Here is a 24,429-nt window from a genome sequence, read left to right on the forward strand (position 1 = left end):
ATAATTCCCAAGCGGGTCGTTTCTGAAGTATTTGGTTTTATGTTCAGAAATGTCTTACAGGCGCTGAAAATCTTGTGACGAACACCTGCAACCCACCCCCCGTTTCGGGGAAAACCGCTGGGGAATCCTCCCCAATCTGTTTCGTTTGCCGCTGCAACCAACTGAAAACAAAAGCAATCCGCTCCTGGCATACACCTTGCTCCAGCTCCACGCAGAGATCCTGTGTCCCGGAGGTGCAGCATGTCTATGCCACTCAAAGGCCCCATCCTGTCATCACTCGTTCTGGCCTTGCTCGGCTGGGAGTCGACCAGCGAAGCCGCCGTGCAGTGCCAGCGCACCCTGGTCGCCAACGTGGTGGCGCTGGACCAGCCACTGATGTTCAACCGCCTTGGCGCGCAAAACGCCAACGGCATGATGTTCGCCCTGCGCGAGGATGTGGTGGACGACAAGATGGTCCCCCTCAGCAGCGGCGGGGCGGCAGTACCGGGCAAGGTCACCCTGCGCCCGGACAAGCGCCCGCGGCCCATCGTGCTGCGGGTGGCCGCCGGTGAATGCCTTACCGTCAACCTGACCAACCTGCTCGACTACAAGGCCAACCCCAACAAGCACGGCATCGAGGCCGAAGAGGCTGAGGGCGAAGAGGAGGGGCCGGAGCTCGAAAACGAAGCCGCCGAAGGCTTCGTCGCCGACGAGCAGGTGGCCGAGCGCATGGTCGGCTTCCAGATCAACGGCATGCAGGCGGTCAACAGCATTGCCGACATTTCTGCCTACACCGGGCGTAACGGCAACTTCTTCGTCAGCCCCGGCAGCACCCGCAGTTATACCTTGTACGCCGAACGCGAAGGCGCTTTCGCCGCTACCAGCAAGGCCGCCACCTTCGGCGGCGAGGGTACTGCGGGCAACGTTGCCAACGGCCTGTTCGGCCAGGTAGTGGTGGTGCCCAAGCTCGGCCGCACCTACCGTAATACCCTCACCGAAGAAGAAATGCGCCTGGCCACCACCGGCCGTACCGCCACCGGCCAGCCGGTGATCGACTACGAAGCCCGCTACCCGCAAATGCAACCCTGGATCGCCGAAGGCAAGGCCGGCAAGCCGATCATTGCCATGGTCGACGGCAACCAGATCATCAACAGCGAAACCGATGCCATCGTCATGGGCCCCAACCCCGATGGCAGCTTCCCCAAATCCACCTACCCGCTGGAAAGCCTGGGCAAGCGCAACCCGGCGCTGCCCAACCGCCTGGAGGCGTTCCGTGACTTCGCCTCGCAGTTCGCCGACGAGGTCGCCGGCACCCAGGCGTTCCCTGGCTACTGGGCCGACCCGGTGATGGGCCACGTACTGGAACCCACCCGCGACTCGTTCATGATCAACTACGGTTCCGGTGGCATGGGCGCCGAAGTGGTGGCCAACCGCCTGGGCGTGGGGCCGATGCACGACTGCCTGTCGTGCGCCTACGAGGAGTTCTTCCTCAGTGCGCACACTGTCGGTGACGTCGGTACTTTGGTGGACGTGCCGGCCAACGTCGGCCTGGAGCACATCCGCCCTGGCGAGGTACCACCGGCCAGCGCCGTCGGGGTCAAGGCCAGCATGGCCCTGTTCCCGGCGGAACCGGCCAACGTGCATCACAGCTACATCGGTGACTTCACCAAGTTCCGCAACACCCACAACGGCCATGAGCAGCACATCTTCCACCTGCACGGCCACCAGTGGCTGTTCAACCCCAATGACGACAATTCCGACTACATCGATGCCCAGGGCATCGGCGCGGGGGTCGGCTACACCTACGAAATCGCCAACGGCGGTTCGGGCAACCGCAACCGGGTGGCGGGCGATGCCATCTACCATTGCCACTTCTACCCGCACTTCGCCCAGGGCATGTGGGCCATGTGGCGGGTGCACGACGTGTTCGAGGAAGGCACCCGCCTCGAGGTGAGCGGGCAGGGCGAGAACGGCTTCCACAACACCCCGTTCGCCCTGCGCAGCGGCAAGCCGGCGGTTGGCGCCCGGGCCCTGCCCGATGGCGAGATCGTTGCCGGCACGCCGATCCCGGCCATCGTGCCGCTGCCCGGCAAGGCCATGGCGCCGATGCCAGGCAAGGTGGTGGTGGTACCGAAGCTGTCCGAAGCGCTGGTTGCCGCCAATGATGACGACGACGAGCCCGAGGAAGAAGAGGATGAAGAGCCAGCCAACCAGGCGCCGGTCCGCAAGGCCATCGGCTCGCTGGCGCTGGTCGACCGCAGCGACGCCAACCGCAACGCCGACGGCACCTTGAAGAACCCTGGCTATCCGTTCTGGATCGGCGGCATGGAAAGCAGCGTGGGCAACCGCCCACCAACCCCGCCACTGGACATGCTCGACCCGGCCATGGCACGCCAGCTCAAGGAAAGCGGCAACGCACTGTGGGCCAACCTCGACCCGAACCAGGTCGATGGCTGGGACGGCGGCCTGGGGCGCCACGCGCTGGACGGCGTATCCGCCGGCGGCGAGGCCGAAACCACCACCACCAAGCTCGATTTCACCAAGGTGGTACACAAGGCCAAGCCGATCTACCTGCCCGAAGAGGGCACCGATGTCGAGCAGGCGGCCATGCAGTTCCACGCCCTGGCCGAACACCCAAGCTTCGCCCTGATCCCTGGCAGCCAGCCGGTGGCCAAGGCGTTCCGCACCAACGGCGCCTTGCCGACTGCCGGCGCGCCGTTCTACGAGCCGTGCATGGATGACCGGGGCAAACGCCTGACCCAGTCTTCCGGGGTAGGCGAGTACTTCAGCGGCGAGAGCCTGGCGGGCCTGAACTTCCGTGGCGCCTCGGCCTTCACCGCCGACCGCCCACGCATCTACAAGGGCGCCAACATCCAGTTCGACGCGGTGTACAACAAGGTCGGCTACCACTTCCCGCAGGCCCGCATCATCGCCCTGTGGGAAGACGCCTGGCCGGTGATCACCAAGCAGCGCCCGCCAGAGCCGCTGGTGATGCGCATGAACACCTTCGACTGCACCATGTACCAGCACACCAACCTGATCCCGAACATCTATGAGATGGACGACTACCAGGTGCGCACCCCGACCGACGTGATCGGCCAGCACATTCACCTGCCCAAGTGGGACCTGACCGCCGCCGATGGCTCGGCCAACGGCTGGAACTACGAAGACGGCATCCTCTCGCCCGGCAGTGTGGTCGAGCGGGTGCAGGCCATTCGTGCCTACAACGGCTGCACCCAGGGCGATAGCCGCGACGGCACCGCCGCCTGCCCGCAAGCCCGGCAGCACCCGTACTTCGGCCGCTTCGGCCGGGCCGACTGGCTGGGCGCACGCACGGCCATGCAGCGCTGGTTCGCCGACCCGCTGGTGAACGTGTACAACGTCGACCGTGGCCTGGGCACCATCTTCACCCACGACCACCTCGGCCCATCGACCCACCAGCAGCTTGGGCTGTATGCCACCGTATTGGCCGAGCCGGCCAACTCCACCTGGTACCACGCCGAAACCGGCGAGAAGCTGTACAACCCGGCCACGCGCCAGGACGGTGGCCCGACCTCGTGGCAGGCGGTGATCCAGACCGGTGACCACGATGGCGACGGCAAGAACGACAGCTACCGCGAGTTCTTCCTGGAATACAGCGACTTCCAGCACGCCTATGAGGCCGGTGTGTATGTCGGCGCCGGGCCGGACGGCATCCCCAATGCCCAGTCGTACCCGGCCACCGCCGACAGCTTCCGCTACGCCATCAACCCGCCGGTGCGCGGCAAGGCGTCGAACCTGCTGGAGGCCATCGTCGAGGAACGCGGCGGCATCAACCCCGGTTGCCCAAGCCGGCCCTGCCCGCAGGCAATCTCGGTGGATGACCCGGGCATGTTCGTCGTCAACTACCGCAACGAGCCCCTGGCCCTGCGTGTGTACGACCCGAACAAGGTCGGCCCGGACGGCAAGCGTGGCATGCAGGCCGACGGCCTGGCCGGCGACCTGAGCTACGCCTTGCAAACCCGTACCGACCGCGCCATCCCGGCACTGAACCTGGCGCCCTCGGCGATCACCTCGGCGGTCGGCCCTACCGGCGGCACCACGCTGTTCCCGCCGCACATCAACGCGGCCGGCAGCGAACCGGGCGACCCGTTTACCCCGATGCTGCGCACCTACTCCGGTGACAACGTACGCCTGCGCATGCATGCCGGTGGCCATGAAGAGGAGCACAACATCACCTTGCATGGCGTGAAGTGGCTGCAGAACGGCACCGGCTACGGCAACAGCTCCAACTCGGGCTGGAAGTCATCGCAGATGATCGGTATTTCCGAACAACTGGGCTTCATGGCACCGGTGTCGATGATCTCCAGTTCGGCAGCCACCAACGGTGACTACCTGTATTCGCTGGATGCGGCCCTGGAGGGCTACTGGAACGGCATCTGGGGCATCATGCGCAACTACACCGCGCAGCGTGCCGACCTGTTCCCGCTGCCCAACAACCCGCAGCCGGTGGCCATGCGCAACACCGTGAACTTCGATGGCATCTGCCCGAAAACCACGGCCAACCCCAACGGCATCGGCAGCCGCCCCACGGTCAAGCGCAGCTACGAAATCGTCGCGGCACTGGCCAACGACATCCTCGAGAACCGCAACGGCGTCAGCATCAACGACCCGGCCGGTGTCGGCCAGCATGTCGGCGGCCCGCTCAAGGCCAACGGCGGCACCCTGGTGTTCAACAGCCGCAAGACCGCCATCCCGCTGGTCAGTGGGGTAGACCCCGAAGATGGGGAACCCTTCACCATCGGTGGTCACAGCGCGCCGCTGCACGACCCGACCGCGATCCTGTATGTGCGCAAGGCCGACCTGGACGCTACCACCGGCAAGCTCAAGGCGGGCGTGCCCGTGGAGCCGCTGGTGCTGCGCGCCAACGCCGGCGAGTGCATCAGCATCACCCTGGAAAACCGCCTGCCACTGGTGATGCCGGACCTGCCCAGCACTGCGGTGATGCACAACGTGGTCAAGCGTGACCGCTTCGACAGCGAGGGTGCCACCGCCTTTGCCAACAACCTGATGCGGCCGTCCAGCCACGTGGGCCTGCATGCCCAGCTGCTGGCCTACGACATCACCAAGTCCGACGGCGCCAACGTCGGCCTCAACCCGGTGCAGACCGTGGCCCCGCGTGCCGGCACCAGTGGCGCCTGGCCGACCCGTACCTACCAGTACTATGCCGGCCACCTGGAGCGTGAAGGCAAGCCGGTGTCGCAACTGGGCCGCACGGTGGACAACATCAACACCACGGCCATCGAGTTCGGCGGCCTCAACCTGACCCCGTCGGACTTCATCAAGCAGCCGCAGAAAGGCCTGGTGGGTGCCATGAGCATCCTGCCGCAGACCGCCACCTGGACCGAAGACGGCGCAACACGGGCCCAGGCCACGGTCAAGGTCACCGGCCAGCCGGACTACCGCGACTTCGTCACGGTCTGGCAGCGTGCGCTGAACATGCGCTGGGCCGACGGCCGCCCGGTGGAGGGCATCAATACCGAAGGCAACGGCGCCGCCGGCGACCCGCAGGACAACGGCAACATGGCGGTCAACTACAAGACCGAGCCCCTGTGGCTGCGCTTCGGCATGGCCCCCGACTCACCCTTCGGCCGCGCCGCCGGCCTGGGCTTTGGCGATGTGCCCAATGCCCACATGGCCTACGCCAACGCCCTGGTCGGTGGCGACCCGCAAACCCCGGTGCTGTACGCCAAGCCCGGCCAGCCAGTGCGCAACCATATCGTGATGCCCAGTGGTGGCAGCCGCGGCATGGTCTACCAGCTGGATGGCCACTTGTGGCCGCTGCACAACTACCAGGCCGAGAAGAACGACGTGGACGGCTACCCGCTGAGCCTGCCTGGCATCGGCTCGGTGCGCTTCGGCTACAACCCGATGGCCATGTACATCGGGGCCCAGGAAAGCGTGCTGCCGGCCGCGCACTTCAGCTTCATGCTGCCCAGTGCCGGCGGTGCCAACGCGGTGGCGGGTGACTACCTGTTCCGCGACTACGCCGCCTACGGCAACCTTTCGGGGCTGTGGGGGATCTTGCGGGTGACCAATGAAGCGCCGCCGGCAACGGCACCGGCGCAGTGACGGTAAATGGGGGCGCGAACATGAACAAGAAAACCCGCCTTGCATACATGGGGGTAGCGCTGGGGGCTGTGCTGATCGGCCTGGGCGTGGCCTATGAAAGCCTCTGGTGCGATCCGCGCGAGTATTTGCAGGGCTCTGACGACCCGCAGGCCCCGCACCGGCTCAGCCGCGACGGCGTGACCGTGGAGTTCGAGGCCCGGCCGCTGGCGGGGGGCGAGCTGCAGGAGGGCAGCTTCGCCAACATCCGTTTCAAGGTCAGCGACCAGGCCAGTGGCCAGCCGCTGTCGGGCATGGCCCCGGGGGCGTGGATCGACCCGACGCAGTCGGCCCCGGAGGGCGACCGCGACCAGAGCTGCAAGGCCCGTGTCGCGCTGTTCCTCAAAAGCAGTATCGGCGCCCGGCCTTTGCTCGACCTGAACAGCTACTTCCTGTTGATGATGAACAAGGACGCCAGCCTGACGGTGATCGACCCGACCGTTTCGGTGGGCGGCGTGACCAGCACCATGGCCCGCATCGACCTGCCTGGGCGGCCCATGGACTGGGTGGCTACTGGTGACGACAAGCTGGTGTTCGTGTCCATCCCGGAGCGCGGCAAGGTCTCGGTGATCGATACCGAGACCTTCACCCGCGTGGCCGACCTGAACGCTGGCGACCAGCCCCTGCGCGTGGCCCTGCAGCCGGACCAGCACCGGCTGTGGGTAGGCAACAACAGCAGCGACCCGGCCAAGGGCGGGGTAACGGTGATCGATGTACCGGGGCGCAACACCCTGAAAACCTTCAACACCGGCGGCGGGCACCACGAAATCGCCTTCAGTGCCGACTCGCGCTACGCCTATGTCAGCAACCGCGACAGCGGCACCCTGAGCGTCATCGACATCCCGGAAATGCGCCTGGCCAAGACCATCAAGGTTGGCCCGCACCCGCTGTCGGTCAGTTATTCGGCGTTGTCCCAGGCGGTGTACGTGGTCGATGGCGAGGAGGGCAGCGTGCGCGTGTTCGATGCCCGCAACCACCAGCTGCGCCACACGGTCCAGGCCGCCCAGGGCCTGGGGCCGATGCGCTTCAGCAGCGATGGCCGCTACGGCATCGTGCTCAACACCCTGGAGAACCAGGCCCTGGTGATCGACGCCAGTACCGACAAGCTGATCCACCAGATCCCGGTGGCGGCCGAACCGTACCAGCTGACCTTCACCAAGGGCTATGCCTACGTGCGCGGCCTGGCTTCGCCGAAGGTGAGCATGATCAACCTGGCCAGCCTGGGCGAAGGGCGTTCGCCGATCATCCAGGGCTTCGAGGCTGGCCCGGCGGCGCCACGCCAGGCCGGTGACCTGCCGCTGGCCCAGGGGCTGTCGGTGTCGCGTGACGACAATTCGGTGTTCGTGGTCAATCCGGTGGACAACACCACCTACTTCTACGCCGAAGGCATGAACGCACCGATGTCCGGCTACAACAACCGTGGCCACCAGGCCCGCGCCGCCATCGTCGTCGACCGCAGCCTGCGCGAACTGGCACCGGGCGTGTACGGCTCGACGGTGAAGATGCCCGCCGCCGGCAAGTTCGACGTGGCCTTCCTGCTCAACCAGCCGCAGATCATCCACTGCTTCAGCACCGACGTGGCCGCAGCGCCGAATGCCGGCAAGCGCAAGGGCGCCCACGCCGAGTTCATCGGCCTGGACCGGCCGTTGTCGCAGCACAGCGCCGTTACCGCGCGGGTGCGCATCGTCGGCGACGACGGCCAGCCGCGCCTGGGCCTGAGCGACCTGAGCCTGCGCTACTTCCTGGCGCCTTCGTCCATGCCGCAAAACCTGCAACTGGAGGAGGTGGGCGAGGGCATCTATCAGGCAGCCCTGACCCTGCCCGAAGCCGGCGCCTGGTACCTGCACGTGCAGTCGCCGTCGCTGGGGCGCAGGTTCGCCGAGGAAAACTACACCAGCCTGCGCGTCCTGCCGGCCGCAACGTCCACCGTTTCCGAGAATGACGTGAGGAGTCTGCGATGAACGCCAAGCATGCTTGCAAACTGTTGGCCCTGAGCCTGGCTTTGGCCGGCACCCTGGCTCTGGCCCATGGTGGCCACGATCACAACGGCCACGCCGAACAGCCGCCGGCGGCGCGCCAGGAAAAGGCCAGCGTGCGCTTTGCCGATGTCTCGCTGCTGAACCAGGACGGCATGCCGGTACGCCTGGAAAAAGACCTGGTGGGCGACCACCTGGTGGTCATGGGCTTCATCTACACCAGCTGCACCACGGTGTGCCCGGTGGTGTCGTCGATCATGGGCAAGGTCCAGCAGCAACTGGGTGGCCGGGTAGGGCAAGACATTCATCTGGTGTCGATCAGCGTCGACCCGCAACGTGACGACGCCAAGCGCCTGCAGGACTACGCCAAGGCCTTCCAGAAGGGGCCGGGCTGGAGCTGGCTGACCGGCACGCCGTACGCCATCAGCGAAACCCTCAAGGGCCTGGGCAGCTTCAGCGCCGACCTCAGCCAGCACCCGCCGCTGATCCTGGTGGGTGACGGGCGCACCGGGCACTGGACGCGCTACTACGGGTTCACCGACCCGGCAGTGCTGATCGACGAAATCAACCGCCTCGGCGCCCGCCGGGTGCATGCCAAGAGCACGGCCATTGCCGACCATCACGAGGTGCAACCATGAGCCAGGTAAGCAACCGCCGCGTTGGCATGCGCGGTTTTGACTGGCTGGTGCTGGGTGGCTGCCTGTGGATCCTCGCTTCGGTGGCGTTCGCCCATGAAGGCCATGCCCCGCAGGCACCAGAACCGCAGCCGGCCCCGCAGGCGATGACCAGTGGTGGCGGCACCCGCGATGCCCGGACCTGGTTCACCGACACTGTGCTCAAGGACCAGAACGGCCGCGAGCTGCGCTTCTACAGCGATGTGCTCAAGGATAAGGTGGTGATGCTCAATGTGATCTTCACCCACTGCACCGACGCCTGCCCGCTGATTACCCGCAAGTTGCGTGAAGTGCGCGAGACCATGGGGCCGCAGCTGGCCAGCCAGGTGACCTTCGTGTCGATCAGCAGCGACCCGCTCAACGACACGCCCGAAGTGCTCAAGGCGTTTGCCGAGAAGCAGGGTGTGGATGGGCCCAACTGGGTGTTCCTGACGGGTGACAAGGCCAATGTCGACCTGGTGCTCGGCCGCATCGGCCAGTTCCTGCCCAGCCCCGAGCAGCATTCGACACAGCTGATTGCCGGCGACGTGGCCGGCAAGCGCTGGAGCAAGATCCGCCCGGATGCACCGCCTGCGGCGATTGCCCAGCGCATGCAGTTGCTGGCACTGCCTTTGGCAGGGCGGTGAGCATCATGAATGCCTTGGTGGCCTTATGCTGTTGCTGCCGGCCTCATCGCCGGCAAGCCGGCTCCCACAGGTATGACACTGCCTTCAGGCACGCTGCGATCTCTGTGGGAGCTGGCTTGCCGGCGATGAGGCCTGAGCAGGCTGGAAAAGCCATGAGCACGACCCTGGTTGTGCTTTTGAGCCTGATGTTTTGTGCTCCGGCCTTTGCCTTGGACCTCAGCGCCAACGAACAAGCCGGCAAACACCTCTACCGCCAGGGCGTCTCCAGCAGCGACGCACAACTGCAAGCCCGTGTCGGCGCCAGCGACATGACGGTCCCCGCCAGCGTGCTGCCCTGTGCCAGCTGTCACGGCAACGATGGCCGCGGCCGCGCCGAAGGGGGAGTACGCCCGCCCAGCCTCGACTGGCAGCGCCTGGCGCAAGGCCAGGGCGAACGCGAGGTCAACGGCCGCCGCTATCCGGCCTACACCGACAGCAGCCTGGCCCGGGCCATTCAGCACGGCGTCGACCCGGCCGGTAATCGCCTGGACCCGGCCATGCCACGCTTCGAGCTGACCCTGGCCGACCAGCGCAACCTCACGGCCTACCTCAAGCGCCTGGCCCAGGAACGTGACCCCGGCGTGGAGGAGGGTGTGCTGCGCCTGGGCACCTTGCTGCCGGCATCCGGCCCGCTGGCCGAGGCCGGGCAGGTGGTGCGTGCGGTGCTGGAAGACGGCCTGACGCAACTCAACCAGCAGGGTGGCATCCACGGGCGACGCCTGGAACTGGTGGTGCTCGACCCGGGCGCCGACCCGGCCAGCGCCGAACAGGCGCTGCAGCAGTTGCTGGAGCAGGAGCGGGTATTCGCCCTGATCGCGCCATTGGTACCCATGCTCGACCAGCGCCTGGCAACCTTGCTGGCGCCACACAATGTACCGCTGATCGGCAGCACCCCACGAAGCGGCGGCAGCCCACAGATTTTCGACCCGTTGCCCGGCTTGCCCGCGCAATTGCTGAGCCTGGCCGGCCACGCCCGCGCGGCGCTGGGCATGGCAGCGGGCGACCTGCGTGTGGTGTATGCCGGCAATGAACATGCGGCGTTGGCAGAACAGGTGCGCGAACGCCTGCTGCAGCAGGGCTGGGCAACACCTGCGGCCCAGGCCTTTGCAGGCAAAGCCGTGGACGGGCAGGGCATTGTCTTCCTCGGCCGTGCCCAGGCCTTTGCCGAACTGGCTTCGGCGCTGCAGGCAGCCGGCCGCCAGCCATACCTGTTTGGCGCCTCCAGCCAGGTGACCGGCGCCGTGGCGCGCTTGCCCGAGTTCTGGTCGCAACGGGTGTTCCTGGCTTATCCCTACGTGCCCGAGGACTGGACCGAACAGGGCCTGGCGACCCTGGCCGGCCTGCAGCAGCGCCAGGGCCTCGACCCCCGCCAGGCGTCGTTGCAGGTCAACACCCTGTGCGCCCTGCGCCTGTTGAGCGAAGCGTTGAAGCAGACTGGCCGTGACACCAGCCGCGAGCAGCTGATTGCCGCGCTGGAAGGCCTGCATGATGTGTCCACCGGCCTGACCCCGGCCCTGGGCTTCGGCCCCGGTCGCCGCCAGGGCATGGCCGGTGCCCATGTGGTGGCGGTGGCCCTTCCCGGGCCGCGCTTTACCGCGGTCACCCCGTACCGGCCACTGCCGGACAGCCCTTGAGCGGAGGTTGCCATGCGTGTTCTGTTGTTGTGCCTGTTGCAGGTGCTGGCCAAGGCAAGCTGGGCCGATATGCCGGCGGCGCGGGTCAACGGTGTGGAGATCGAGACGATGCGCCTGGAGCGCTATTTCAGCGAATACCTGGACGCCCAGGGCCGCGCGGTGGCCAGCATCCGCAACCCGAACCTGTACCAGCGCCTGCGCGATCAGGCCCTGGATGAACTGATCGACAAGGAACTGTTGTGGCAGGAGGCCCAACGCCTCGGCATAGCCATCAGCGACGAGCAGGTGTCGGCGCATGTGGGCGAGATCGAGGCCGCGCTTGGCAGCCCGGCAATTTTTGAGCGGCGGCTGGCGGAAGCGGGCTTCGATAGGGCACAGTACAATGAGTACACCCGGCGCGAGCTGGCCGCGCAGCAGGTGTACGCCCAGCTCAGCGCGGTCGCCGCGCCCAGCGAGGCCGAAGTGGAGGCATTCTATGATGCCAATTCGCAAAACCTGCAAGGAGTGCAGCAACAAAGTGACGAGCCTTCGGTCATACGCGAACAGGGCCTGGTCCTGGCCCGGGCCACGCTCATCGGGCAGCGGGAGGCGCAGGCGCGCCAGTCCGTGCGCCAACGTTTGCGTGCGTCCGCTACCGTGGAGATCGCCGACTGAAGCCCCTGATGGCGTTTCCCCAATGCTGGGGAATAACGAAATGGCAGTGTGCCATCAGTTTCCCCGCATGTGGGGAACGGGGCCGGTGCGCCTGCCCGACGCGTTGCGGGTGGCGAACGGAACTTCCGCAAAATCAATGAGTTACGGTTATTCAGCATGACTATTCACGCCTGGCACGAAGCCTGCTCAAGCCTGTACAGGGGCGCACTTCGCAGACCGGGTAACCGGGCAGTTCTTGGGAGTCGACCTTGGTGAACAGAGTATTGGTAGTCGATGACGAACAGACTCTTGCGCAGAACCTGCAAGCGTACCTGCAGGCGCAAGGCCTGGAAGTTCATGTTGCCCACGACGGTGCCAGTGGTATCGAGCAGGCTGCAAGCCTGGCACCGCAAGTGATCGTGCTGGATTACCGCTTGCCCGACATGGAGGGGTTTCAGGTTCTGGAGACCGTACACAGGAACAGGCAGTGCCACTTCGTGCTGATTACCGCCCACCCCACCGTCGAGGTGCGTGAGCGGGCCGCCGAACTGGGTGTGAGCCATGTCCTGTTCAAGCCGTTCCCGTTGGTGGAACTGGCCCGTGCAGTCTTCGACCTGATGGGCATCGAGCGCCGGCGCAGGGCCACGGACAACCCGGCTGAAGGGTTCGTCGAACGACGCCAGAACAGGAACGAATCGTTCCCCCTGCAGTTGTACGATGGAAGCTGGGTATTGGCCGACCGCCGCCGTAACGGCGCCAAGCCCCCAGGGCCCGACGACGATCAACTGCTCACAGGGGAATAGCGGCGCCCGCACCCCTGGCCGAGCCAGCCTGCGACGCGCCCCTGAGCGGAGTCGCAGGCCATGCCAGAAGCATTCGATGCAACCGTTACGGCCTTATCGCCGGCAAGCCAGCTCCCACAGGATTCGCGTTGCCTTCAGGATTGCGCTGTACCTGTGGGAGCGGGCATGCCCGCGAAGAATCCAACACCATTCTCAGCCTACCCCCGCGACCTGCTGGCCCAGGCCCGCCTGCAAACCAGCGACGAACGCCTGCTCACCCGCCTGGAACAGCTGGCCGGCGACACCCCCGACACCTTCACCCAGCGCCTGGGCCTGACCCTGCATTACCCGGTGCTGGGCAGCCACACCCTGCTGGCCAGCACCCCACGCTTCGACAAGGTCAGCCTGGCGATGTGCCTGAAGCGTGAATTCGTGCTGATCGAGCAGGGCGGCCAACTGCTGGGCGTGTTCGCCGACCCCTTCGACCACGCCCGCCTGGCCTGGATCGACGACGTGCTGCAAGGCGCACCGCTGTACCTGGCCCACGCCGCCGACCTGGCCACCTTCCTGGCCCGCCACGAAGAAAGCTTCCACGCCGTGGACGCCCTTGACCACGACGCCGAAACCAGCAGCGAAAGCGACCCGCTGCAGCGCCTGTCGCTGGCCAGCATCAGCGAAGACCAGAGCCGTGTGGTAAAGCTGGTCAACTCCACGCTGTACGACGCCCTCAAGCTGCACGCCAGCGACATCCACCTGGGCATGACCGGCCAGGGCCTGACCATCAAGTACCGCATCGACGGTGTGCTAAACGGCGCCGGCAAGGCCAGCGGCAGCGCCTTCGCCGACCAGGTGATCTCGCGCATCAAGGTGATGGCCGAGCTGGACATCGGCGAAAAACGCGTGCCCCAGGACGGCCGTTTCAAGGTTGCCGTGGGCGACCGGCAAATCGACTTCCGGGTATCGATCATGCCCAGCATCTTCGGCGAAGACGCGGTGCTGCGGGTGCTCGACAAGCAGGACCTGTCCGACCGGGTCAGCGGCGTGCAGCTGCAGGCCCTGGGCTTTGCCGAGGAAACCCTGCGCGCCCTGCGCCGGCTGGCCGCCGAGCCCTACGGCATGATCCTGGTCACCGGCCCCACCGGCAGCGGCAAGACCACCACCCTGTACGCCATGATCAGCGAGATCAACCACGGCGTGGACAAGATCATCACCATCGAGGACCCGGTCGAATACCAGCTGCCCGGCGTGCTGCAGATCCCGGTCAACGAGAAGAAGGGCCTGACGTTCGCCCGCGGCCTGCGCTCGATCCTGCGCCACGACCCGGACAAGATCCTGGTCGGTGAAATCCGCGATCCGGACACCGCGCAAATCGCCGTGCAGTCGGCGCTCACCGGCCACCTGGTGTTCACCACCATCCACGCCAACAACGTGTTCGATGTGATCGGCCGCTTCAGCCAGATGCAGGTCGACCCCTACAGCTTCGTCTCTGCGCTCAATGCGGTGCTGGCCCAGCGCCTGATCCGCCTGGCCTGCCCGCACTGCGCCACGCCGTGTGAAGTCGACGACGACACCCTGTACGGCGCGGGCCTGACCCGCGAGGGCGTGGCCGGCTGGAAGTTCGTCCGCGCCCAGGGCTGCGGCCAGTGCCGCGGCAGTGGCTACCGCGGCCGCAGCGCCATCGCCGAACTGCTGCACCTGGACGACGACCTGCGGCAGATGATCGTCGAGCGCCGCCCCCTGTCGCAAATCAAGAACCTCGCCTGCCAGCGCGGCCTGCGCCTGCTGCGGGCTTCGGCCCTGGACCTGGTCCGGGATGGCCGTACCACTCTCGAGGAGATCAACCGTGTCACATTCATCTGATCGTGGCGCTTACAGATACAGTGCCGTACTCGGCGCCGAAGGTGTCGGCCTGGGTAGCTGGCACGCCAATCACCACCAATGGCTGGGCAGCCGCGACTTTACCTGCGATGCCGCCCAACCGGCCTGGGAGGCCGCCGTCGATGCCCTGGCCACGCTGCTGGCCGAGCATGCCGTGCGCGGTGCCCAGTTGCGGGTGCTGCTGTCGGCCCGCTACAGCCGCTTCTGCCTGGTGCCCTGGAGTGATGCCATCAGCCACCCGCGCGAACTGGACGCCTACGCCCGGGCCTGTTTCGAAAACCTCTACGGGCAGCCGCTGGACGACTGGCGCATCGTGCTGTCGCCCGAGCCGGCCGGGGCCGCACGCATCGCCACGGCGCTGCCCGAAGCCCTGCTGCAGCGGCTGCAGGCGCTGGGCCGGGAAAGCCACCTGAGCCTGCGCTCGGTGCAGCCATACCTGATGGCCGCCTACAACCGCTGCTCGGCACAGTTGGAGCAGGGCGACTTCCTGTTCGTCCTGGCCGAACCGCGCCGCAGCGTGCTGCTGCTGGCCGCCGGTGGGGCGTGGCAGCAAGTGCTGGCGCAAGGCTGCGCCGACAGCGACCAGGCCCTGCAAGCATTGATCGAGCGCACCTGCGAGCTGTACGGCGAGCACCTGCCACGGGTCTACCTGCATGCCCCGGGCCGCGGCGAGGTGCCGCAACTGGCGGCGGTGCAGCTGTGCCAGCCGGCCAGCGACGCCGACCCGCTGTGCGCCATGTGGCGGGCGGTGGCCTGACATGCGCCGCCTCGACCTGGAATTCCAGCCCCGGCGCAACAGCCCGTTGGCCTGGTCGCTGCTGGCCGTGGCGAGTGCCATGGTCGCCGGCCTGGTGCTGCTGCAACAAAGCTTGCAGGCCGAGCAGGTCGAAGTGGAGGCCAGCGTGCACAGCCTGGAGCAGCAACTGGGCCGTCGCCCGGCCACTGTCGCACCGCTGGGCAGCGCCGCCAGCCGCGAACAGGCCGAGCGCCTGGCGCAGATGCAAAGCGTGTCGCAGCAGCTGCAACGGCCCTGGCAGCAGCTGTTCGCCATGCTTGAAGCGCAACCCCAGGACGACGTGGCGCTGCTCAGCCTGGCCCCCGACGCGCGCAAAGGCCAGCTGCGCATCACCGCCGAGGCGCGCAACCTGGAAGCGATGCTGCAGTACCACCAGCGCCTGGAGGCCAGTGCCGAGCTCAGCGATGTGTCGCTGCTCAACCACGAGGTGCTGGCCGCGCAGCCCGAGCACCCGGTGCGCTTCACCCTCACCGCCACCTGGGAGACCGGCCATGCGCGCCCGTGAATCGCTGAACAGCCTGATCCTCCAGGAACGCCTGCGTCGCGTCGGCCCGGTCGGCCTGGCTGCAATTGCGGTGGGCCTGCTGGCCGTGGGCGTGCTGTTCGCCGGGGTGTTGCCGCAATGGCAGAACCTGCGCGAGCTGCGCGCCGCTGAAGCGGACGCCAGCGTGCAGGTCGAGCGGGTCAGGCGTGGCGAGCTGAAGATCGCCATCAAGCCCGAGCAGCAGGCCCTCGACAGCCTGCGTCAGCAACTGCCGGGGCAGCCCCGGGCCAGCGAGCTGATCGAGCGCCTGTACCACCTGGCCAGTGCCGAGCATATCAGCCTGGCGCGTGGCGAATATGCCCTGGGCATCGACCCCAGGACGCAACTGGCGCGCTACCAGATCGTGCTGCCGGTGCGCGGCAGCTACCCGCAGATTCGCGGCTTCCTCAGGGGCTTGCTGAAGCAGTTGCCGACCCTGGTGCTGGAAGACCTGGAGCTGCAACGCAAACGCATTGGCGACAGCGAGCTCAACGCCCGCCTGCGCATGACCCTTTACCTGTCGAGGTCGTGATGAACACACAACGTGCTGTCATCTGGGTTGGCTTCCTCGGCGTGAGCGCGGCGCTGGCCTGGGCCCCGGGCCATTGGTTCGGCGAGGAAGACAGTGTTGCCCCCTTCGCGGGCAAACCCACTACCACAAAATCGGCGGTATCCACGGTCCCTGTGGGAGCGGGTTTACCCGCGAAAGGGCCGGAACAAGCCTCAAGAGATCTCTTCCCGACCCAGCAATGGACCAAACCCCAGGCCTTGGCCACCGTCACCGAACAACCCGTGGTCACCGCACCCGCCGTAGCCGCAGCCCCGACTGCACCGGCCCTGCCATTCCAGTTCATTGGCCGCATCGGCGACCGCGACGACCTGCAGATCTTCCTGCAGAGCGGCGAAAAACTCTACGTCGTGCGCCAGGGCGACGTGATCGAAGACACCTACCGCCTCGAACGGGTATCGGCCAGCGAGCTGCATCTGGTCTACCTGCCTTTGCATCAGTCGCAGACTTTGTCTGTAGGGAGCGCACCATGAAGTCGTCAAAGCTGTGCAAACCGGCTCCGTTCCTGCTAGTGGCGCTGTGCGTGGCCATTGCCGGCTGCGGCTCCAGCGCGGTACGCAAGGACAGTGACCAGCTGATGAAGGAGGGCCAGTACGAAGCCGGCATCGCCCGCCTGGAAGAAGCCCTGCGCGAGGACCCGCGTGACACCGAACTGAACATCGCCCTGGCCCACAGCCGCCAGGCCGCGGTCGAGGCGCTGCTGACCCAGGCCGACGCCGACCGCATCCGCCACGACTTCGCCAGCGCCCGCATGGGCTATGGCCGGGTGCTGACCCTGGAGCCGAACAACCGCCGCGCCCAGGAAGGCATCCGCCAGCTGGAGCTGATCCGCACCCTCGACGAGCGCGTGGCGCTGGGCCAGGCGGCGCTGCGCCAGGGCGACCTGTTCGGTGCCGAGCGCTACATGCGCGAAGTGCTGCGCCTGGACCCGCAGAACCAGAAGGGCATTGCCCTGCGCAGCGACATCGAGAACGTGCAGGCGCGCACCGCGCAACCGTTCCCGCAGCTGCGCAGCAAGCTGGAGCGGCCGGTGACCCTGGAGTTTCGCGATGCCAACCTGAAGACCATCTTCGAGGTGCTGTCCCAGGTCGCTGGCATCAACTTCATCTTCGACAAGGACATGCGCCCGGACATGAAGGCCACCATCTTCGTGCGCGAGTTGCGCATCGAGGACGCCGTGGCGCTGCTGCTGGAACAGAACCAGCTGCGGCAGAAGATCGTCAACGAAAACACCCTGATGATCTACCCCGACTCGCCGCAGAAGACCAAGGACTACCAGGAACTGGTCATGCGCACCTTCTACCTGACCAGCATCGACTCCAACACTGCGCTGAACATGGTCAAGACCATGCTCAAGACCCGCGACGTGTTCGTCGACGAACGCCTCAACACCCTGACCATGCGCGATACCCCCGATGCCGTGCGCATGGCCGAGAAGCTGCTGCAGTCGCAGGACCAGTCCAACCCCGAGGTGGTGCTGGAAGTGGAGGTGATGGAAGTGGCCACCTCGCGCATCCTCGACCTCGGCCTGCAATGGCCCAACACCTTCGGCGTGCTGAGCTCCGACGGCCAGCCGGTGAGCGTGCTCGACCAGCTCAAGGGCATCGACTCCAGCCGCATCAGCATCGCGCCGGCGCCGCAGGCCAAGATCAACGCCCAGGACAAGGACATCAACACCCTGGCCAGCCCGGTGATCCGCGTCAGCAACCGTGAGCAGGCGCGCATCCACATCGGCCAGCGGGTACCGATCATCAGCGCCACCTCGGTGCCGTCCACCCAGGGCCCGGTGATCACCGAAAGCGTCACCTACCTGGATGTGGGCCTGAAGCTCGAGGTGCAGCCCACCGTGCACCTGAACAACGAAGTGGCGATCAAGGTAGCCCTGGAGGTGAGCAACGCCACCCCGCTGGAAGCCACGCGCCAAGGCACCATCCCGGTCCAGGTCGACACCCGCAACGCCCAGACCACCCTGCGCCTGCACGATGGCGAAACCCAGGTGCTGGCCGGCCTGGTGCGCAACGACCACAACGCCAGCGGCAACAAGATCCCGGGCCTTGGCGACATCCCCGGCCTGGGCCGGCTGTTCGGCAGCAACAAGGACGACATGAGCAAGTCGGAGCTGGTGCTGGCGATCACCCCGCGCATCGTGCGCAACCTGCCGTACCAGAGCCCGTCGGACATGGAGTTCGCCACCGGCACCGAGTCGGCCATGCAGGTGCGGCAGATGGCGCCGTTGCCGCCGGCGGATGTGCCTGGCAATGCCCCGGCCACCGATGCCCCGGTGGTGGAAAGCCAGATGGCGATCGCCCCGGCCAAAGGGAGCCCGCGGCCATGATCGCGCAGCGCCGCATGCAGGGCTTCAGCCTGATCGAGGTGGTGCTGACCCTGGCACTGCTCGGGCTGCTTGCCAGCATGGCCGCGCCGCTGACCGAAACCGTGGTGCGCCGCGGCAAGGAACAGCAGCTGCGCGAGGCGCTGTACCAGATTCGCGACGCCATCGACGCCTACAAGCGCGCGTTCGATGCTGGCTACATCGAGAAGCGCCTGGACGCCAGTGGCTACCCGCCGAACCTGCAGGTGCTAGTCGACGGCGTGCGCGATGTGCGCAGTGCCAAGGGCGCCAAGTTCTACTTCCTGCGGCGCATCCCGCACGACCCGCTGGTGGCGGCCAAGGCTGAGGACGAAGGCGGGTGGGGGCTGCGCGCCTACGACAGCAGCCCCGACAACCCGCGCGAAGGCGAAGACGTGTTCGACGTGTATTCCAAGGCCCGCGGCAAAGGCCTGAACAACATCCCCTACGGGCAATGGTGACAGCCATGAAACGCAGCAAAGGCTTCACCCTGATCGAACTGCTGGTGGTGCTGGCGATCATCGCCACGCTGATGACCATCGCCATGCCGCGCTACTTCAACAGCCTGGAAAGCTCCCGCGAAGCCACCCTGCGCCAGAGCCTGGCGGTGCTGCGCGAGGCGCTGGACCACTACTACGGCGACACCGGCCACTACCCCGACTCGCTGGAGCAGTTGGTGGAGCAGCGTTACCTGCGCAACACCCCGATAGACCCGATCACCGAGCGCAGCGATGCCTGGCAGCTGGTGCCACCGCCCGAAGGCGTGGCCGGCGGCGTGGCCGATATCAAGAGCGGTGCCACAGGGAGGGCGCGCGATGGCAGCCTGTTCGCGGAATGGTAAGGCCGACGCCGGCTTCACCTACCTGGGCGTGTTGCTGCTGATTGCGGTCAGCAGCGTGGCCCTGGCCGCCACCGGCACGCTCTGGGCCAGTGCCGCCCAGCGTGACCGCGAACGCCAGCTGTTGTGGGTAGGCAGCCAGTATGCCCAGGCCCTGCGCAGCTACTACCGCGCCTCGCCGGGGCTGGCCCAGTATCCGCAGGAACTGGCCGACCTGCTGCAGGACAACCGCTTCCCGCAGGCCAGGCGGCACATTCGCCGGCTGTACCCAGACCCCATCACCAACAGTGACGATTGGGGCCTGCTGCGCTCGATCGATGGCCGCATCACCGGCGTGCACAGCCGCTCGGACGCCACCCCGTTCAAGCGCAGTGGCTTCAGCGCCGAATGGAGCGGTTTCGATGGGCTGGAACATTACAGCGACTGGCAGTTCGTCGCCGAGCAGGCCTTTACCGAAAGTGCCGGTGGCGTGCAGACCCATGCCGGCCCGGGAGACACGCCATGAGCCGCCTGGCCGCGCTGTGCCTGGGCCTGCTGCTGGTGGCAGTGCTTGCCACCTCGGCCAGGGCCGGGGATGAGGACGAGATGCAAGGCTTCATCGTCGACAACACCATCTCGCACATCGGCCACGACTTTTACTACTACTTCGCCGACCGCCTGCGCGCCACCAGCCGGCTTGATTTCAACCTGGTGGTGCGCGAACGCCCGGATGCCCGTTGGGGCAGCCTGGTCACCGTGGAATTCGAGCGTGAGGTGGTGTACCGCCGCTTCCTGCCGCCGAACACCACCGAGCTCAAGGACGAGGCCGTTGCAGCAGCCGACCTGGTCAAGCAGCAAATCATCCAACGCAAGTTGCAACGCCTGCTGCAGGACACCACCGATCTGGAGAGGGACGAGCTATGAAGTACCACATACCCCGTTGCATCGCCGCCTGCCTGTTTGCCAGCACATGTGCCGCCCAGGCCACCGAGCTGGTGTACACCCCGGTCAACCCGGCCTTTGGCGGCAACCCGCTCAATGGCACCTGGTTGCTGAACAACGCCCAGGCGCAGAACGACCACGACGACCCCGACCTCAAGGACCGTTCCTCGGCCTTTACCGGCACCACGGCCCTGGAGCGCTTCAGCAACCAGCTGGAGTCGCGGATGTTGTCGCAGTTGCTGGACAACATCAGTAACGGCAACACCGGCAGCATGGCGACCGATGCGTTTCTCATCGACGTCATCGACGATTCCGGGGCCTTGAGTATCAAGGTCACCGATCGCGCCACAGGAGAAATTTCGATCATTGAGGTCAGCGGCCTGAACCCTTGAGGGGGCAAGGCTATTTGTTGGGGAGAGAACACCATGAAACGTCTGCTGAGCACGCTGCTGATCCTCACCGCCCTGGGTCTGCACGGTTGTGGCCTGCGCGAACCGATGCCCGCCGAACAGGACTCGGAAACCCCGACCCTGACCCCCCGTGCGTCGACCTACTACGACCTGATCAACATGCCACGGCCCAAGGGCCGGTTGATGGCGGTGGTGTACGGTTTCCGCGACCAGACCGGGCAGTACAAGCCGACCCCGGCCAGCTCGTTCTCCACCAGCGTCACCCAGGGCGCGGCAAGCATGCTGATGGACGCCCTGAACGCCAGCGGCTGGTTCGTGGTGCTGGAGCGTGAAGGCCTGCAGAACCTGCTGACCGAGCGCAAGATCATTCGTGCTTCGCAGAAAAAGCCCGATGTACCGGAAAACATCATGGGCGAGCTGCCACCGCTGCAGGCCGCCAACCTGATGCTGGAGGGCGGCATCATTGCCTACGACACCAACGTGCGCAGCGGCGGCGAAGGTGCCCGTTACCTGGGCATAGACATCTCCCGCGAGTACCGGGTCGACCAGGTGACCGTTAACCTGCGCGCGGTGGACGTGCGCACCGGGCAGGTGCTGGCCAATGTGATGACCAGCAAGACCATCTATTCGGTCGGCCGCAGCGCCGGGGTGTTCAAGTTCATCGAGTTCAAGAAGCTGCTCGAGGCCGAGGTGGGGTACACCACCAACGAACCGGCGCAGCTGTGCGTGCTGTCGGCGATCGAGGCGGCGGTGGGGCACTTGCTGGCGCAGGGGATTGAACGGCGGCTGTGGCAGGTGGCGGGGGATGCGGGGGAGGGGCAGGCTACGGTGGACAAGTACCTGAGCCAGAATCAGCAGCCGTGATTGGCTTCGAGGGCCTCTTCGCGGGTGAACCCGCTCCCACAGGTTCAGCGTCAACTCGAAGCCCGCGCAGTACCTGTGGGAGCGGGCGCGCCCGCGAAGCAGGCGATGCGGTGGATGGCACCGGCTTTGCCGGTGTTCGCGGGCCTGCCCGCTCCCACAGGTTCAGCGTCAACTCGAAGCCAGCGCAGTACCTGTGGGAGCGGGCGCGCCCGCGAAGCAGGCGACGCGGTGGATGGCACCGGCTTTGCCGGTGTTCGCGGGCATGCCCGCTCCCACAGGTACCGTGTGATCTCAAGTACGACGCCGGCCCTGTGGGAGCGGGTTTACCCGCGAATGGGGCGGTGCCGGGTGTCTGGCGGGCGCCTGGGCTTTGTTGAAATCAGGCGACAGCCGTGATTGACCTCGATGGCCTCTTCGCGGGTGAACCCGCTCCCACAGGTTCAGCACCAACTCGAAGCCCGCGCCGTCCCTGTGGGAGCGGGCGCGCCCGCGAAGCAGACGACGCGGTGGATGGCACCGGCTTTGCCGGTGTTCGCGGGCATGCCCGCTCCCACAGGTACCGTGTGATCTCAAGTGCGACGCCGGCCCTGTGGGAGCGGGTTTATCCGCGAATGGGCCGGTGCCAGGTATCTGGCGGGCACCTGGGCTTTGTTGAAATCAAGCGGCAGCCGTGATCGACCTCGATGAACCCGCTCCCACAAGGCTTGCGCAAGCTTTCAGATCTTGAACAATGCGGCGCTCCTGCGTGTCCCTTTACGTAAACGTCACCATATGCCACCTTCTACCTCAGCCTGATGACGGCCAGGGATTTCTCCCGCACACTGCGGAAAATTCCCAAGCCCGTTCCCCGCCATCTAGCGGGGCACAGCCGGAGTAGAAAATGGCGCGACAACTAATAACAAACGCCCACGACCCGCTGCACGAATCCCGCCAGGCCCGCCTGAGGCTGGCCAGCGAAGGCGAGCTGCCACTGGGCATGCTGCGCGACGAGATCGATGCCTCCTGGCGCCGCAGCCTGGGCCATGGCCTGGACTGCCTGCAGGGCGAGCAGGTCGGCCTGGGCCTGGAGCACGGGCATGACCTGCGCATGCTGCTGGAGCGCAACCGCCTGCTGGTCGACGCCGTTACCCCGGAACTGGACTACTTGGTCGCGCGCCAAGGCAAGGCCGGCATCGTCATCCTCGGCGATGCCCAGGCCAACGTGCTGGCCATCGAAGGGCAGAAGCACGTGCTGCAGCGCGAGGGCCTGCGCGACCTGCACCCGGGCAGTTGCTGGAGCGAGTCGCTGCGTGGCACCAACGCGATCGGCACGGCAGTGGTGGAAGGCCGGCCGACGCTGATCAACTGCGGCGAACATTACCTCGACCGCCTCAGCCCGTTCTCCTGCACTTCGGTACCCCTGCGCGACCCGCGCGGCGAGGTGATCGGCGTGCTCGACATCACCCGTGAAGGGGTGATGGCGCAACCACAGGACAGCCTGTCGACGCTGATGCTGGCGGCCGGCAACATCGAAAGCCGCATGTTCGGCCTGTGCCATCCGAAGCAATTGGTGCTGGCCTTCCACAGCCGCCCGCAATACCTCAACAGCGCCTGGCATGGCCTGCTGGCGCTGAGCCTGGACGGTGAAGTGCTGGCTGCCAACGACAGTGCCTGCCAGCTGTTGCAGGTGCCGCGCCATGAGCTGTTGGGCCGGCGCAGCAGCGACCTGCTGGGTGAACGGTCACCGGCCTTCATCGCCCGCCTGTGGCAGGGCGGGGTGAGCAGTGTGCAAACGGCCAAGGGCGAGTTCTACTTCCGCGCCCTGCAGTTGCCGCGCCACGGCCGGGTCAACGGCAGTACGCCGGTGAGCAAGCCGGCGCCGGGCAAGCAGTCGCCGGCGCTCGATGCCCTGGCCGGTGGCGACCCGCGTCTGGCGCGCAACCTGCGCATGGCCCGCCAGGGGCTGGGCAATGGCCTGCCGGTGCTGCTGCTGGGCGAGACCGGTACCGGCAAGGAGGTTGTCGCCCGGGCCCTGCACCAGGCCAGCCCGCGCGCCGACAAACCGTTCGTGGCCGTCAACTGTGCGGCCATCCCCGAAGGGCTGATCGAGTCCGAACTGTTCGGTTACCGTGAAGGCGCATTCACCGGTTCGCGCCGGGGCGGCATGGTCGGCCGGCTGATGCAGGCCCATGGCGGCACGCTGTTCCTCGACGAAATCGGCGACATGCCGCTAGCGCTGCAGGCGCGCTTGTTGCGGGTACTGCAGGAACGGCGCGTGGCACCACTGGGGGCGGGCGACGAGCAGGACATCGACGTGGCATTGATCTGTGCCACGCACCGCGACCTCAAGCGCCTGGTGCAGGAGCAGCACTTCCGCGAAGACCTTTACTACCGGGTCAACGGCGTGTCGCTGCGCCTGCCGGCACTGCGCGAGCGCGATGACCTGGCGGCGATCATCCAGGGGCTGCTGGACAAGTCCGATGCCCGGGGCGTGACCTTGGACCCGGCCCTGACCGCGTTGCTCGAAGGCTTCGACTGGCCGGGCAACATCCGCCAGCTGGAAATGGTCGTGCGCACCGCACTGGCCATGCGCGAGGACGGCGAGCAGGTGCTGACCCTCGACCACCTCACCGACTGCCTGCTGGACGAACTGGCCAGCGGCACCGCGCCTTCCGGCAGCCTCAAGGACAACGAGCTGGAGCTGATCCGTGGCGCCTTGGCGCGCCATCAGGGCAACGTGTCCGCGGCGGCCGAGGCGCTGGGTATCAGCCGGGCGACGCTGTACCGCAAGCTCAAACAGTTGCGCGGCTGA

Annotated in this window: 20 protein-coding genes; all 20 read left to right on the forward strand. The window is 66.5% G+C overall.

All coding sequences use genetic code 11. The features are described 5' to 3' along the window. The first annotated feature begins 240 nt into the window (after positions 1–240). The 20 genes from mnxG to CAG44_RS15660 all read left to right on the forward strand — a co-directional run bounded on the left by mnxG (position 241) and on the right by CAG44_RS15660 (position 24,429). Entirely contained in the window at positions 241–6,090 is a 5,850-nt protein-coding gene (gene mnxG / locus CAG44_RS15565) for a manganese-oxidizing multicopper oxidase MnxG (RefSeq protein WP_085692461.1), read from the forward strand. Between the two features lie 20 nt (positions 6,091–6,110). Continuing rightward, positions 6,111–8,087: a cytochrome D1 domain-containing protein gene (locus tag CAG44_RS15570; protein ID WP_085588433.1), complete on the forward strand. Its 1,977-nt coding sequence runs from the start codon at positions 6,111–6,113 to the stop codon at positions 8,085–8,087. Beyond that, positions 8,084–8,740, forward strand: coding sequence for an SCO family protein (locus CAG44_RS15575; RefSeq protein WP_085588435.1), 657 nt, complete (start codon positions 8,084–8,086; stop codon positions 8,738–8,740). Before CAG44_RS15570 ends, CAG44_RS15575 begins: the two co-directional genes overlap by 4 nt. Further along, positions 8,737–9,402 carry an SCO family protein gene (locus CAG44_RS15580; RefSeq protein WP_085692462.1) on the forward strand — a complete coding sequence of 222 codons (666 nt, stop codon included), beginning with the start codon at positions 8,737–8,739 and terminating at the stop codon, positions 9,400–9,402. The genes CAG44_RS15575 and CAG44_RS15580 overlap by 4 nt, the downstream gene beginning before the upstream one ends. A 152-nt stretch (positions 9,403–9,554) precedes the next feature. Next, positions 9,555–11,075, forward strand: a complete 1,521-nt coding sequence (locus CAG44_RS15585) for an ABC transporter substrate-binding protein (protein ID WP_085692463.1) — start codon at positions 9,555–9,557, stop codon at positions 11,073–11,075. Between the two features lie 12 nt (positions 11,076–11,087). Then, positions 11,088–11,729 (forward strand): SurA N-terminal domain-containing protein, encoded by a 642-nt coding sequence (locus CAG44_RS15590; RefSeq protein WP_085588441.1) that lies wholly within the window; start codon positions 11,088–11,090, stop codon positions 11,727–11,729. A 248-nt stretch (positions 11,730–11,977) separates the two neighbouring features. After that, positions 11,978–12,511 (forward strand): response regulator, encoded by a 534-nt coding sequence (locus CAG44_RS15595; RefSeq protein WP_025339371.1) that lies wholly within the window; start codon positions 11,978–11,980, stop codon positions 12,509–12,511. A gap of 165 nt (positions 12,512–12,676) precedes the next feature. Further along, positions 12,677–14,350, forward strand: coding sequence for a GspE/PulE family protein (locus CAG44_RS15600; protein ID WP_085692464.1), 1,674 nt, complete (start codon positions 12,677–12,679; stop codon positions 14,348–14,350). Continuing rightward, complete coding sequence (locus CAG44_RS15605; RefSeq protein ID WP_025339369.1) at positions 14,334–15,125, forward strand: hypothetical protein; 792 nt, start codon at positions 14,334–14,336, stop codon at positions 15,123–15,125. Before CAG44_RS15600 ends, CAG44_RS15605 begins: the two co-directional genes overlap by 17 nt. Before the next feature lies 1 nt (position 15,126). Next, positions 15,127–15,669: a PilN domain-containing protein gene (locus CAG44_RS15610; RefSeq protein WP_075045046.1), complete on the forward strand. Its 543-nt coding sequence runs from the start codon at positions 15,127–15,129 to the stop codon at positions 15,667–15,669. Beyond that, complete coding sequence (locus CAG44_RS15615) at positions 15,656–16,219, forward strand: GspMb/PilO family protein (RefSeq protein ID WP_085692465.1); 564 nt, start codon at positions 15,656–15,658, stop codon at positions 16,217–16,219. The genes CAG44_RS15610 and CAG44_RS15615 overlap by 14 nt, the downstream gene beginning before the upstream one ends. Continuing rightward, on the forward strand, positions 16,219–16,728 hold the full coding sequence (locus CAG44_RS15620; protein ID WP_085615418.1) for a hypothetical protein: 510 nt from the start codon (positions 16,219–16,221) through the stop codon (positions 16,726–16,728). Before CAG44_RS15615 ends, CAG44_RS15620 begins: the two co-directional genes overlap by 1 nt. Further along, a complete protein-coding gene (locus CAG44_RS15625; protein ID WP_025339365.1) occupies positions 16,725–18,590 on the forward strand; it encodes a secretin N-terminal domain-containing protein in 1,866 nt (621 codons plus the stop codon). The genes CAG44_RS15620 and CAG44_RS15625 overlap by 4 nt, the downstream gene beginning before the upstream one ends. Continuing rightward, positions 18,587–19,066, forward strand: coding sequence for a type II secretion system protein (locus CAG44_RS15630; protein WP_085692466.1), 480 nt, complete (start codon positions 18,587–18,589; stop codon positions 19,064–19,066). The genes CAG44_RS15625 and CAG44_RS15630 overlap by 4 nt, the downstream gene beginning before the upstream one ends. A 5-nt stretch (positions 19,067–19,071) precedes the next feature. Then, positions 19,072–19,446 carry a type II secretion system protein gene (locus CAG44_RS15635; RefSeq protein WP_024087221.1) on the forward strand — a complete coding sequence of 125 codons (375 nt, stop codon included), beginning with the start codon at positions 19,072–19,074 and terminating at the stop codon, positions 19,444–19,446. Then, positions 19,421–19,948 carry a type II secretion system protein gene (locus CAG44_RS15640; protein WP_013972856.1) on the forward strand — a complete coding sequence of 176 codons (528 nt, stop codon included), beginning with the start codon at positions 19,421–19,423 and terminating at the stop codon, positions 19,946–19,948. The genes CAG44_RS15635 and CAG44_RS15640 overlap by 26 nt, the downstream gene beginning before the upstream one ends. Beyond that, a complete protein-coding gene (csgE, locus tag CAG44_RS15645; RefSeq protein ID WP_013972855.1) occupies positions 19,945–20,346 on the forward strand; it encodes a curli production assembly/transport protein CsgE in 402 nt (133 codons plus the stop codon). Before CAG44_RS15640 ends, csgE begins: the two co-directional genes overlap by 4 nt. Then, positions 20,343–20,756, forward strand: coding sequence for a curli assembly protein CsgF (locus tag CAG44_RS15650; RefSeq protein WP_085692467.1), 414 nt, complete (start codon positions 20,343–20,345; stop codon positions 20,754–20,756). Before csgE ends, CAG44_RS15650 begins: the two co-directional genes overlap by 4 nt. A 33-nt stretch (positions 20,757–20,789) precedes the next feature. After that, positions 20,790–21,638: a CsgG/HfaB family protein gene (locus CAG44_RS15655; protein ID WP_015270587.1), complete on the forward strand. Its 849-nt coding sequence runs from the start codon at positions 20,790–20,792 to the stop codon at positions 21,636–21,638. 880 nt (positions 21,639–22,518) lie between these two features. Further along, positions 22,519–24,429 carry a sigma-54-dependent Fis family transcriptional regulator gene (locus CAG44_RS15660; protein WP_085692468.1) on the forward strand — a complete coding sequence of 637 codons (1,911 nt, stop codon included), beginning with the start codon at positions 22,519–22,521 and terminating at the stop codon, positions 24,427–24,429.

Source organism: Pseudomonas sp. B13(2017), assembly GCF_002113245.1.
In the GTDB taxonomy this organism is placed as follows: domain Bacteria; phylum Pseudomonadota; class Gammaproteobacteria; order Pseudomonadales; family Pseudomonadaceae; genus Aquipseudomonas; species Aquipseudomonas putida_Z.